The sequence below is a fragment of the Cytophagaceae bacterium ABcell3 genome, assembly GCA_030913385.1.
In the GTDB taxonomy this organism is placed as follows: domain Bacteria; phylum Bacteroidota; class Bacteroidia; order Cytophagales; family Cytophagaceae; genus ABcell3.
This window is the reverse complement of record CP133159.1, coordinates 3,971,837-3,983,547: the sequence shown is the minus strand read 5'-3', so window position 1 is coordinate 3,983,547 and position 11,711 is coordinate 3,971,837. Positions and strand designations below refer to the sequence as shown.

The 11,711-nt window shown below is 39.5% G+C and carries 14 protein-coding genes; all 14 read left to right on the top strand.

Annotated features, from left to right (window positions below; translation table 11 throughout):
• Nucleotides 1-69 precede the first annotated feature (69 nt).
• The 14 genes from RCC89_16150 to RCC89_16085 all read left to right on the top strand — a co-directional run bounded on the left by RCC89_16150 (nucleotide 70) and on the right by RCC89_16085 (nucleotide 11,577).
• Nucleotides 70-576, top strand: coding sequence for a transcriptional regulator (locus RCC89_16150; protein ID WMJ74686.1), 507 nt, complete (start codon nucleotides 70-72; stop codon nucleotides 574-576).
• 75 nt (nucleotides 577-651) lie between these two features.
• The gene (locus RCC89_16145) at nucleotides 652-1,503 is read left to right on the top strand and encodes a DCC1-like thiol-disulfide oxidoreductase family protein (protein WMJ74685.1); all 852 of its coding nucleotides are present in this window, start codon (nucleotides 652-654) and stop codon (nucleotides 1,501-1,503) included.
• A gap of 11 nt (nucleotides 1,504-1,514) precedes the next feature.
• Nucleotides 1,515-2,201, top strand: a complete 687-nt coding sequence (locus tag RCC89_16140) for a DUF2071 domain-containing protein (GenBank protein WMJ74684.1) — start codon at nucleotides 1,515-1,517, stop codon at nucleotides 2,199-2,201.
• Nucleotides 2,171-3,064, top strand: a complete 894-nt coding sequence (locus RCC89_16135) for a hypothetical protein (GenBank protein WMJ74683.1) — start codon at nucleotides 2,171-2,173, stop codon at nucleotides 3,062-3,064. Before RCC89_16140 ends, RCC89_16135 begins: the two co-directional genes overlap by 31 nt.
• 163 nt (nucleotides 3,065-3,227) lie before the next feature.
• Nucleotides 3,228-3,608 (top strand): SRPBCC family protein, encoded by a 381-nt coding sequence (locus RCC89_16130; GenBank protein ID WMJ74682.1) that lies wholly within the window; start codon nucleotides 3,228-3,230, stop codon nucleotides 3,606-3,608.
• Nucleotides 3,609-3,643: 35 nt separating this feature from the next.
• Nucleotides 3,644-4,585, top strand: a complete 942-nt coding sequence (locus RCC89_16125; GenBank protein WMJ74681.1) for an SRPBCC family protein — start codon at nucleotides 3,644-3,646, stop codon at nucleotides 4,583-4,585.
• Nucleotides 4,585-5,016, top strand: a complete 432-nt coding sequence (locus RCC89_16120) for a DUF5519 family protein (protein WMJ74680.1) — start codon at nucleotides 4,585-4,587, stop codon at nucleotides 5,014-5,016. Before RCC89_16125 ends, RCC89_16120 begins: the two co-directional genes overlap by 1 nt.
• A gap of 533 nt (nucleotides 5,017-5,549) precedes the next feature.
• Nucleotides 5,550-6,446, top strand: a complete 897-nt coding sequence (locus tag RCC89_16115) for an AraC family transcriptional regulator (protein WMJ74679.1) — start codon at nucleotides 5,550-5,552, stop codon at nucleotides 6,444-6,446.
• Nucleotides 6,447-6,537: 91 nt separating this feature from the next.
• Nucleotides 6,538-7,929 carry a CmpA/NrtA family ABC transporter substrate-binding protein gene (locus RCC89_16110; protein ID WMJ74678.1) on the top strand — a complete coding sequence of 464 codons (1,392 nt, stop codon included), beginning with the start codon at nucleotides 6,538-6,540 and terminating at the stop codon, nucleotides 7,927-7,929.
• Between the two features lies 1 nt (nucleotide 7,930).
• A complete protein-coding gene (ntrB, locus tag RCC89_16105; protein ID WMJ74677.1) occupies nucleotides 7,931-8,761 on the top strand; it encodes a nitrate ABC transporter permease in 831 nt (276 codons plus the stop codon).
• 25 nt (nucleotides 8,762-8,786) lie between these two features.
• The gene (locus RCC89_16100; protein ID WMJ74676.1) at nucleotides 8,787-9,671 is read left to right on the top strand and encodes an ABC transporter ATP-binding protein; all 885 of its coding nucleotides are present in this window, start codon (nucleotides 8,787-8,789) and stop codon (nucleotides 9,669-9,671) included.
• A 102-nt stretch (nucleotides 9,672-9,773) separates the two neighbouring features.
• Nucleotides 9,774-10,217, top strand: a complete 444-nt coding sequence (gene cynS, locus RCC89_16095; GenBank protein WMJ74675.1) for a cyanase — start codon at nucleotides 9,774-9,776, stop codon at nucleotides 10,215-10,217.
• Between the two features lie 26 nt (nucleotides 10,218-10,243).
• A complete protein-coding gene (locus RCC89_16090; GenBank protein ID WMJ74674.1) occupies nucleotides 10,244-10,651 on the top strand; it encodes a nuclear transport factor 2 family protein in 408 nt (135 codons plus the stop codon).
• Nucleotides 10,652-10,812: 161 nt separating this feature from the next.
• Nucleotides 10,813-11,577 (top strand): sulfite exporter TauE/SafE family protein, encoded by a 765-nt coding sequence (locus RCC89_16085; protein ID WMJ74673.1) that lies wholly within the window; start codon nucleotides 10,813-10,815, stop codon nucleotides 11,575-11,577.
• Nucleotides 11,578-11,711: the final 134 nt, after the last annotated feature.

Below are 11,711 nucleotides of genomic sequence, written 5' to 3'. Positions count from 1 at the left end.
AACTTTCAATAAGTTTTGAAAGTTTAAAAACTTATTGTTAACTTTGGGGTATAATAAATAAGTAAGTTCATGAAATTTGAAGACGCAAAATCGGAGTTTATACAGGCCTGGGGTGTGCTAGCGACCAAGTGGGGCATAAATAGAACTATGGCGCAGATTCATGCACTTTTGATGATTTCACCAGAAGCTTTGAGCTCGGAGGAAATTATGGCAGAACTTACCATTTCACGAGGAAACGTGAATATGAATGTGCGTGAATTGATGGATTGGGGACTTGTGGACAAGGTGCATAAACAGGGGGAAAGAAAAGAGTTTTTTTGGGCGGAAAAAGATGTATGGAAAATTGCGCGACAGGTAGCAAAAGAACGTAAGAAAAGGGAATTGGAACCTATACTGTCCGTGCTTGACCGGGTCAGCCAAGTGGAAGGCGACCAAAATGATAAATCTGTGCAATTGTTTAAAAAGCAAGTTTCTGATATTAAGAGAATGGCATCCAACGCAGATAAAACAATAGATACTATGGTAAAAGCTGAAGAAAACTGGTTTTTCGGTTCAGTTTTGAAACTGTTTAAATAAAGTAGAAATTTTTTTGGTTTAAAGTTTCAATAATTTCTGAAAGTTTTGAATTGTTTAATATTAATACTTGATGATATGTATAGTTTAGGTAACAAGCTGATAATTTATGACAGCAACTGTAAAGTATGTTCTTCTATGAAAAAGGTGGTGACATGGTTGTGCAGTATTCCGGAGGAGAGGGTGCGGGCGTTGGCTGAACTGCCACCTGAGCACTATGTCAAAGTAGATTTGGCAAGGTTCCGGAATATGATGGCCGTAGTAGATACAGCAGGTGGGAGTACAATGTATGGGGCAGAAGGGGTTGCTTACATATTTTCTTGTAAATACAGATTTCTTAAATGGTTGCTCGACATTCCTTTGCTGTTTCGTTTGTTTGCGTTTTTGTACAATGTGCAGGCAAACAACCGCTATATAATGACCACTCCTAAAAGCACCTTTACCTGTGAATGTTTGCCGGACAGGATTTTAAGGTATAGGCTGTCTTATATCGGCATCGCTTTTTTGGTAGCTATTATTTTGACTGGTTTGCTGGCCTTGTCTTTCCGACAGTTTTTCTCTTATGTACCTGTAGGGGAATCCATAATGTGGGGCGTTTTGATTGCTGGCACAGGATGGTTGCTCCAGCTTGTTTTTGCAGGTGTTTTATTGGAAAGTGCTAAGTTTATTGATTATGCTGGACACTTAGGTACTATAATGGTTTATGGATTGCTGGTTCAGGTGCCATGGATTATTGTCAGCCGGTTTTCAGATCTGTGGATTGTTCCGGTGGTATCCCTTGTGGCTAGTTTTTCCTGTATGTTTTATATGCACATCGGTAGGGTTCAGTACTTGCAGTTATCAAAAATGTGGTCTCTGTGCTGGTTGCTGTTTCTTATTTCCGGGGCTGCTTTCGGTATGGTGCTTTTTTACAATTTTAATCCACTTTAAACCAAACTACTATGGATACTTTTAAGACACTTCCTATCAAATATTCTGGTGAATTGCATGACGTGCGCCTGGTGAATTTTTCTGTACGTAAAACAGAACTTGGTGAACATATAAACTATCCGCTCGATCCGGTGGAATGGGAGAATGACAGGGTATTGTTCTCTATGGTTGATGTTCGTCTCAGGCAGATGAAGCCAAGTTTTCTCCCTGAGGTATTTAATTTTGCTTACCGCCATATTGCTTTCCGGCTTCTGGTAAAAGATGCTCCTGTTAACGGAGGCGAAAACCAAGGTGTCTTTTTTTACAGGTCTTTTACAGACAAAGCTTTAGTTAAACTGGGAGGCAATTTTTTTACTAGCTATAAACTGGAAAAGGCAGAATTTACAGATAAGAATGGCGATACAGAAATAAGACAAGGCAGCAAATTTCTCAAATACCGGTTGGGGGAAGCGCTCGAAGAGCCTAATGAAGCTTTAGTGAACCTACAACGGAAAATTGGTGCGCTGGATCGTGCTTACAGTCTGGTAGACAATGAACTCATGGTAACACAAATACAGCGAGAAAAATGGCCGTTGTTGCCTGTTCTGCTTATTGATTTTCAAACCAACTTTTTTAAAACCGCCCGTTTCGAAGGGGCTTACCGGGTTCCTGAGACCATTTACTATCAATGGCTTCCGGCCAGAAAGGAGGAAATATGACTGTCGTAATATTAGGGGCTACAGGTCAAATAGGAGCATACTTGCAGAATTGTTTAGTCGCAAATAGGGCGTTTAATGTTCGGGGGACTTCCCGTAAAGGTGAGGCGGGAACTGTAAAATTTGATCCTTATAAAGATGACTGGGCTACGTTGGGAAAAATTGATGTGTTGATAAACTGCATTGGCTGCATTTTGGAAAGCCCAAACAATTCTTTTGAAAAAGTGCACCAAGGTTTAACAAGCTTGATCATAAAAAACAGGGAAAAGGTGGGTAACCCTCGGTTAATCCAGGTTTCCGTCCTAGGGGCTGATGAACATTCCTATAGCGACTTTCTTCGTACTAAAGGTTTGGCCGATAAAGAGTTGTTGAGCCATAAAAACTCGGTGGTGGTGCGGCCTTCTGTTGTTTGTACTCCCGGTACGGTCATGATCAAGAAGGTTCGGTTTTTGTCAGAAATAGCTGCTTATACCTTTGGTTGGTTGCCTGTTCCTGCTGGTTTCCCGACCCATAAGTTACAGCCTGTCATGGTGGATGATTTGGTATGGACAATTATGCATTTGTGTGAAAGCAATTATTGTGGCGTTCTGGAAATTTCAGGGCCTGAAGCTCTTTCTTATAAATCGCTTGTAAAACTGCTGTCTCAGGCAAAGGGGCGTAAAATTAAACTTCTCGAAGTGCCTCGTAGCGTGGCTGACCCAATTATAAGGAACTTATTGGCTGTATTGGTTCCGAAGCTGATTTCCAAAGGACAATATGATCTGCTATTTATGGATAACATAGCCAGTCCAGAACCGGCTCAGGCTCTAACAGGGAAACGACTCTCTGATACTATACCATTCTGGGAGAATGAATTTTCGAGATAGTTAGGGTGCGATTGATTTCAAGCTATTTTGCTATGCATTAGAAAATTCTATTTCAGGTTAAACTAAATAAATGATGCCACAGATAACTTTAAAAACTAAGATATGCGCACCAATTGACAGGTGTTTTGATCTGGCGAGAAGCATCGACCTGCATCAGCAAAGCATGAGCGAGAGCAGAGAAAAGGCGGTTGCTGGCGTTACCTCAGGGCTTATAAAAGGTGGGGAGGAAGTTACTTGGGAGGCGACGCATTTGGGTGTCCGTCAGAGATTGACTTCCCGTATTGAAATTTTTAGTCCACCTTTTCACTTCAGGGATGTAATGGTCAAGGGATTTTTTAAGACGCTAAAACATGATCATTTTTTTGAAAAGGCGCCGGAAGGTACCATTATGAAAGATGTCTTTTACTTTGAGTCTCCTTTTGGGTGGGCAGGTAAATTGCTGGACAAGCTTTTTTTAGCCACATATCTGCGTAAGCTATTATTGCTCAGGAATGAACATGTTAAAGCATCAGCAGAAGAAATGTTGAGTGCTGATATAAAATAGCAGGTGAATTTTTTAAAACTATTAATTATAAATGTATGAAACCAACTGATAGTGAGAAAACTATTCTTGTTATAAAAGGGATCTTTTATTCAAATCTATTGGCTTTTGCCGGTTTTGCGCTTGCGCATTTTATTATGCATCTCAATACAGGTGTGGGCGGGGTGCTTATTTTTTCAGAATTTGTGCTTTTGCCTATAGGAATGGGACTTGTGGCCGTAAAATACTGGCGCCGCTTTTCTGATAAAACGTCCTCATATTTTGTATGGTCTTTGGTGAATACCCTTACAGGAATTCTGCTCAGTGCCGTATTTATGGGCGAAGGTTATATTTGTCTGCTTATTGTGAGTCCGCTTATTCTGGGATTTATGTGGGTTGGGATAGCATGGGGAAAATATATGTATAAACAAGGCCGGGGAAAAATCAGGGCTAGTACATTTCTTCTGCTTCTGGGGATATTTGTTTATGATACTTTTTCTGAACACCACTATGAAAATATGGTCGGTGACGAAATGGTGGTAAATGCACCTCCTGAAGTTGTTTGGAGGTATATAGGAGCGCACCCTGAAAATAAAACAGAACCTGAATACTGGCTTTTTAAAATAGGGTTGCCTTATCCTATTCAGTCAACGGCAGGTGGAGATTCGATTGGAGTATGGAGAAAGTGCATTTTTAGCAATAATGCGGTATTTGATGAGGTGGTCTCTGAGTATGAAAAATACGCTCGTTATACTTTTGATGTGACCAAACAACCTGACGACCCTGAGATTGTAGGTCATATAGCTATTACCCGTGGTCAATTTATTTTGAAAGAAAACCCCGATGGCTCTACACTTCTGACAGGGATCAGTTGGTATAGGCTCAACGTATTTCCGGTTTGGTACTATGACCTTTGGGCAGAAGACATTACCAGAAAAGTACATATTCGGGTAATGGAGCATATAAAAATATTGGCAGAAAATGATAAAGAGAAAATCTGATGTTCCATTTTGTGGTCAAATATTTAGGTTGGTTTAAAAGGTTCCCTTTGTTCCCTTTGGTTTTTGACAGCTTGATGTGGATATGGTATATGTTGTTCCACAGGGAGGTGATTCAGGCTATAGAGGCTGTTGAAGAAACGCTTTTAAAACAGAAAGACATTTCAATCGGTCTGCATAGGTATGGCGGGCGTGAATTCCGTTTCAATGGAAAAGAAGTTGGACATATTCACAGCAATGGCCTTCTTGATGTACTTCTCTCAAAAACTGTCAAAGCTAAGCTAGTTCATCAGGGATGGGTAGTCGATCATCACGTATTCAGTAACTCCGGATGGGCTGGGTTTTCTATCAGAAAGTTGAAAGATGTTGAGCATGCAGTTTGCTTGCTCAATATGGCAATTGCTTTAAGAGCGGTGAATAATGATATAGTCTAAACAACAGTTGAAAACCAGTATTTTTAAGGATTGGATGACCCTTAACCTGAAATATGCAGGTTTTTAGGTTAAATGTTGACCGCTCTTTGTGTCTTCTTCATTTCAATAAAAGCCTGTAGGTGTTTTTTATCCCCATAATTAACTAAGAGGTTGCCGCTATTACTATTGTGGTAAGTGGACATAGTATTGTTGCTCCTATTAATATAGGACGAGAGTAAAGCTCATCTCTTTTACTCCATTGTCAACTTTATTAGAGTGGGTTCTTATATAATTTATATGTGAGGTGCTTGGTTTAATGATGTGTATTGGGTTTGTTTTTTAACGTTGTTTTGTTTTTAGTTGACGTTTTTTTGGTTTAATATTTTGTTTTTTTAACCTTAAAGATAAAAAATTGCACTTTTTTACGTAAATAAGGTTTGTGTTTTACCATTATTTTTAAAAATGTTATATTGATCCTACACAAGGGAGAAATTGTCCTGTCTTTAAAAAGTTAAAATATATAATTTTAAAACATACAAAAGCTCATGGGAACTGTGAAAGAATTTCCTGTATATAGAATCGATAATTTTGAAGATTACAACCAGTGTCAGCACTGTGGTAATAGCTTTTATATACGTGAGTTTGGGAAGCATATTCAAGAGCATAATTTTTTGGATAAACCACACGGCCATGACTTTTATATTTTGCTATTGATAACAAAAGGTAGCGGTATTCATAATATAGATTTTAAAACATATGATGTGAAGACAGGGGCTATGTTCTTTATCAAACCTGGTCAAGTACATAATTGGGAGCTGTCTAAGGATATAGATGGGTACATTATCTTCTTTACCAAAGAATACCTTTTGACAGAATTTCATTTTAACCAATTACAAAGACTTCCTTTCTTTTACACAAGGGTTCATGAACCAGTGATGATGTTGGATGAAGATTCTGTAAATACAATTTGTGCTACCTTTTCGAACATTGATAATGAATACTTGGGAAAGGGGAAATTCTATCATGATATAATCAAGCTGAATTTGAAAATCCTGCTTTTAGAGATTGAGAGGAGGTATGAGGACAATAGCACAGTAGAGGGGGTTTCTAAGTATCAAAACAATCAGTTTTATCGGTTTGAACAACTTGTGGAGGAGAATTTTAAAGATCATAAAACAGTGTCAGAGTATGCAGAAATGATGAGCCTTTCGGTAAAGCAGTTGAATGGTGTGTGTAAAAAAGTCTTGGGGCGTACCCCTGGCGATATTATTCAGGAAAGGATCATATTAGAGGCGAAAAGATTGCTTATTCATTCCGATTACCCTGTCTTTTCGATTTCTGAAACGCTTAATTATACCGATAACTCATATTTTATAAGATTATTTAAAAAAGCCACTAGTATGACGCCGGAGCAGTTCCGAAGTCGTGTTACCCTGCATAATGTAGCATAAGAGTGTGTAGGAGCATGGGTTAGCCAAAGGTAGTGGTAGGATTGGTCACAGGATAATATTAAATATTTGTACCACTTAAACCCATTGAACTATGTCAATTAATAGTCTCGATAACCCTTATGATTCAGAATCAAAGCTTAGCCACGGTTCTGGATGTGGCTGTAGTTCTTGCTCCCCTTCACGTGCAGATGCTGACATCCCTCAAACACAAGAAGAAATCATTGACCGTGCTGTTGAAAACGCTGTAGTGCGTTCTGTTTTTCCTAACGATATGGAGCGTCGGCAGTTTATTAAAGTAGTAGGAAAGTCTACATTCATGGCTGCGTTGGCTGCTATTTTTCCTATGGACGCTCTCAAGGCTGCTGTTAAAGAGTCGAACGGTAAACTGGAGAAGAAAAACCTTAAGGTAGGTTTCGTTCCTATTACTTGTGCTACCCCAATAATTATGGCGCACCCTATGGGTTTTTACAGTAAGTATGGCCTTAATGTAGATGTCATAAAAACTGCAGGTTGGGCTGTGGCAAGAGACAAATCATTGAACAATGAGTACGATGCCTGTCATATGCTCACCCCAATGCCATTAGCTATTACCATGGGTGCGGGTTCGGTTAAAGCTCCTTTTTTGATGCCTGCTGTCGAAAATATAAATGGTCAGGCTATTACGCTTCATGTAAAGCATAAGGACAAGCGAAGTCCTAAACAGTGGAAGGGCTTCAAATTTGCAGTACCTTTTGAGTACTCCATGCATAATTTTTTATTACGGTATCTGGTTGCTGAAAGCGGACTGGATCCTGATAAAGACATTCAAATTCGTGTCGTTCCTCCCCCTGAAATGGTGGCAAACCTGCGTGCAGGTAATGTTGATGGATATCTGGCTCCAGATCCATTTAACCAAAGGGCGGTTTTTGAAAATGTAGGATTTATCCATATGCTCACCAAAGAGATATGGGACGGACACCCTTGTTGTGCGTTTGCATGCAGTCAAGAGTTTGCCACATCTATGCCAAATACCTATGGTGCTATCTTTAAAGCTATTGTCGATGCTACTCATTATTCGGCTAAGCATGAAAACAGGAAAAGTATTGCCGAAGCCATTTCTACTACAAACTATCTTAATCAACCTCAAACAGTGGTGGAACAGGTGCTTACTGGGCGATATGCCGATGGGCTTGGCAATGTTAAGAATGATCCGGATAGAATTGGATTTGACCCTTTTCCTTGGAATTCAATGGGGGTTTGGATCCTTACCCAAATGAAGCGCTGGGGCTACATAAATGGCCATGTGGACTATAAAAAGATTTCGGAACAGGTATACCTAACTACTGAATGTGCTAAGTATATGAAAGAGCTTGGGTATACGCCACCTTCTTCAAACTATAAAACTCACTACATCATGGGTAAGAAGTTTGACCCTCATAAGCCAGAAGCTTATGTGGATAGTTTTGCGATCAAAAAGAAAGTTTCACTGACAAATGCTGAATAATATGAAGAGAGAAACAATAAATGCCGCTATTATCAGCTTAACGTTATTTGCCTTTGCTTTTATCCTTGGTGAAGTATTTACCAGTAAAGGGAAAAAGGAAACAAAAGAGTTGACAGAGTATGAAATTTTGATGGGAGCCTCAGAGGAGAAGGCTTCTTTGCCAGGCCCTATAGCAGTTTTTTCGAGAGCTTGGCAAGAGCTTAGCAATCCTTTTTATGATGCAGGGCCCAATGATAAAGGTATTGGAGTACAAATCTTTTACTCTTTGGGGCGGGTCTTGCTTGGGTACTTCTTGGCTATAATAATAGCTGTCCCTGCTGGGTTTCTGATTGGTATGTCACCGATTATGTATAAAGCTTTAGATCCTTTTATTCAGCTGTTAAAGCCCATTTCTCCTCTTGCCTGGATGCCTTTGGCGCTGTTTATTATTAAGGATTCTGCCATGTCTGCAATCTTTGTGATATTTATTTGCTCTGTTTGGCCAATTCTCATGAATACTGCTTTTGGGGTGGCGTCGGTTAAAAAAGACTGGTTGAATGTAGGTCGAACCTTGGAGATGAACGCCTTTCAAAAGGCTTTTCAAATCATATTGCCTGCAGCGGCCCCTACTATTTTCACAGGTCTTAGAATATCTATAGGGATTTCGTGGCTGGTAATCGTGGCTGCTGAAATGTTGGTAGGTGGAACAGGAATAGGATATTATGTATGGAATGAATGGAATAACCTGGATTTGGCAAGTGTGATTTTTTCAGTGCTTATGATTGGTGTAGTGGGCATGTTGCTCGACTTTCTTATCAATCGTGCTGGAAAGCTTTTCGTGTATACAGAATAAGATTTGAACAAAAACTACCTGACTTATGAATAATGAAAATTATTTGAAAATAGAGAATTTAGCTAAACGGTATCCTGCAGAGAAAAAGGGCGAACAAGGGTTGACGGTCTTTGAAAATATAAACTTCTCAATAGCAAAAGGAGAGTTTGTATGTATCATTGGGCATTCTGGTTGTGGGAAATCTACTATATTAAACAGTTTGGCTGGGCTTGACACTCCAAGTGAAGGATTGATTATGATGGAAGGTGTCAAGGTTCAAGGGCCTAGCTTGGATAGAGGTGTTATATTTCAGAACCATAGCCTTTTGCCTTGGTTGACAGTGTTGAAAAATGTTACTATGGCTGTAAAAGCTCGATGGCCTAAATGGAAAGAAAGTCAAGTTTTAGGTCACGCACAGAAATATTTGGAAATGGTAGGGCTAACAGGGGTGGAAGGGCGTAAACCAAGTGAACTTTCTGGTGGTATGAGGCAACGTGTGGGTATTGCTAGGGCTTTTGCCATAGAGCCAAAACTTCTTTTAATGGATGAGCCTTTTGGGGCTCTTGACGCTTTGACACGTGGGGTTATACAGGATGAACTTGTCCGTATTTGTTCCGAAGTAAATCAGACCATTTTTATGATTACACATGACGTAGATGAAGCGATATTACTGTCTGATAGAATTTTGCTAATGACCAACGGCCCTTATGCAGAAATTGCAGAGTCTGTCAAAGTGGACATTGCAAAGCCACGTGACCGTGAAGCTGTATTGAATGACTCCCGATATTATGAAATCAGGAATCATGTGATTCAATTCCTTGTGAAGCGCTCTAAAGATTTGGCTGAGGAGGCCCGGAAGCAGCGGGTCGGTAAGGACAGCCAGCCTAAGAACCAAAATAAAAGCTACAGCTTTCCCTCTGCTGCAATGTAATTAATTTTTATTTTTAATTACTTGTGAATCAGTGTTTTTAAATATTGGTTAGAGGAGGGGTTTGCCTTAACATTAAGTAAACTATTTTAAATTGTACATATTATGATGACTAAAACAGAAATGACAGAAGCCATAATTTTGGCTAAAGCAAAGAAGAAGTTGACTTGGAACCAAATTGCTGGTGCTGTTGGCCTTTCAGAGGTGTTTACGACATCTGCTTGTCTTGGCCAAAACTCTTTACCTTCTGAATATGCTGCCAAGTTAGTGTCTTTTTTAGACCTGAACTCTGATGTAGAGGCGGCATTGCAGGCATTCCCATTGAAAGGGAACGGGCAAGAAGTCCCTTCTGACCCATTAATTTATAGATTTTTTGAAATTTCTTATGTATACGGTACTACACTGAAGGAGATTATACATGAAAAATTTGGTGATGGTATTATGTCTGCCATAGACTTTTCTATGGATGTAGAAAAGCTCGAAGATCCAAAAGGGGATAGAGTAAAGGTAATTATGAATGGAAAGTTCCTTCCTTATAAAAAATGGTAATTTTTTAATCATAACCTCAGAATACAATGAAATTGGTGCCTCCATTTACGTATGAAACTGCCAAGGCAAAGGTGAAAGCCGCAGAGAGTGCTTGGAACAGTAAAGATCCTGAACGTGTTGCGTTGGCATATACAGAAGATTCTGTTTGGCGAAATAGAACCGAGTTTTTTCAAGGTAGAGACGCTATTAAAGAATTTTTACTTCGGAAGTGGGCTTTAGAAAAGGATTATAGGTTAATGAAGGAGCTCTGGGCTTTTACTGACTGTAGGATATCGGTTCGATTTGAGTATGAGTGGCAACATGCGTATAGTGGGCAATGGTACCGGACTCACGGTAATGAACATTGGGAGTTTGATGAAAGTGGGTTGATGAAACGCCGTGATATGAGCGCCAACGATATTCCGATCCAGGAATGTGAGCGGCGTATAGCATAGGGTTTTCTTGAGTCAGGTTATATATAGTCCGGTAGAGGGAGTTCTGCCGGGCTTTTTTTATGCTTGTAAAAATAACTTTGATAAGAGGCAAAAGAGGATAGAAGCTATTTAAACGATAACCTTTTTAGGTGGTTTTAAATAATAAGGTTTAACGCTTGCTTATGATTAATGGGCTTATCTTAATTTTTGGGGCATTCCTTATTTTTGTCTTGAGTACTTTAACTGGAGGTGGAGCCAGCCTGCTGCTCATGCCTCTAATTGCTTTTGCTGTTGGTGTGCGATCCGTGGCGCCTATAATGACTATTGGTATTGCCATGAGCAGTAGCTCAAAAGTGTTTTTCTTTTGGAAATATATTGACTGGAAACTGTTCAGTTGGTTGTTCCCTTCCACCATCGCTGGTTCTGTGTTAGGAGCTAATATGTTGGCGATTGTACCTGTAGATTTTCTCCAGATTGTAATTGGCCTTTTTTTAGTCTCTACTATCTATCAGCTTAGGGATAAGGGGACTGCAGGTGGTAAGAAAAAGTTTAAGGTCTGGTATTTTGTACCTATTGGTTTTATTATAGCTTTTTTGTCTGGGCTTATAGGAGGAGTAGGTCCTTTGATGAACTCAGCTTACCTCAGCTATGGTATTTCTAAAGAAGGACTAATTGGTACCAGGGCCGCAAATGCTGTTATTCTTCATGTTTCAAAAATTATAAGTTACACATGGTTAGGGCTAATTACTGAAGAGGTACTTGTTTACGGTCTCCTTACAGGTTCGTCTGCTGTTCTGGCTATTTATATAGGGAAATTAATATTGGCACGTATTTCCTATGCACATTTTAGGGTTATGGTAGTTGGTTTGATGGTTTTAAGTGGTTTAATAATGTTATGGAGCCATCGAAATATAATCTTGGACTTTTTGACCATTTTTTCCTTATGAATCAAGATTGTGGATCGGTTTACTAGATGTAGTGAGGGTGTTTTGAACATAACCTTTTAGACCTTGTTTTTTTATTATAAGGCCTAAATTCTCAATGTGGGGGAGAGGTGGTAGTAAATACTTGAAAAATATAG

Coding starts and splice junctions, on each gene's coding strand:
- RCC89_16150 (WMJ74686.1), top strand. CDS start 70: ATGAAATTTGAAGACGCAAAATCGGAGTTTATACAGGCCTGGGGTGTG.
- RCC89_16145 (WMJ74685.1), top strand. CDS start 652: ATGTATAGTTTAGGTAACAAGCTGATAATTTATGACAGCAACTGTAAA.
- RCC89_16140 (WMJ74684.1), top strand. CDS start 1,515: ATGGATACTTTTAAGACACTTCCTATCAAATATTCTGGTGAATTGCAT.
- RCC89_16135 (WMJ74683.1), top strand. CDS start 2,171: ATGGCTTCCGGCCAGAAAGGAGGAAATATGACTGTCGTAATATTAGGG.
- RCC89_16130 (WMJ74682.1), top strand. CDS start 3,228: ATGAGCGAGAGCAGAGAAAAGGCGGTTGCTGGCGTTACCTCAGGGCTT.
- RCC89_16125 (WMJ74681.1), top strand. CDS start 3,644: ATGAAACCAACTGATAGTGAGAAAACTATTCTTGTTATAAAAGGGATC.
- RCC89_16120 (WMJ74680.1), top strand. CDS start 4,585: ATGTTCCATTTTGTGGTCAAATATTTAGGTTGGTTTAAAAGGTTCCCT.
- RCC89_16110 (WMJ74678.1), top strand. CDS start 6,538: ATGTCAATTAATAGTCTCGATAACCCTTATGATTCAGAATCAAAGCTT.
- ntrB (WMJ74677.1), top strand. CDS start 7,931: ATGAAGAGAGAAACAATAAATGCCGCTATTATCAGCTTAACGTTATTT.
- RCC89_16100 (WMJ74676.1), top strand. CDS start 8,787: ATGAATAATGAAAATTATTTGAAAATAGAGAATTTAGCTAAACGGTAT.
- cynS (WMJ74675.1), top strand. CDS start 9,774: ATGATGACTAAAACAGAAATGACAGAAGCCATAATTTTGGCTAAAGCA.
- RCC89_16090 (WMJ74674.1), top strand. CDS start 10,244: ATGAAATTGGTGCCTCCATTTACGTATGAAACTGCCAAGGCAAAGGTG.
- RCC89_16085 (WMJ74673.1), top strand. CDS start 10,813: ATGATTAATGGGCTTATCTTAATTTTTGGGGCATTCCTTATTTTTGTC.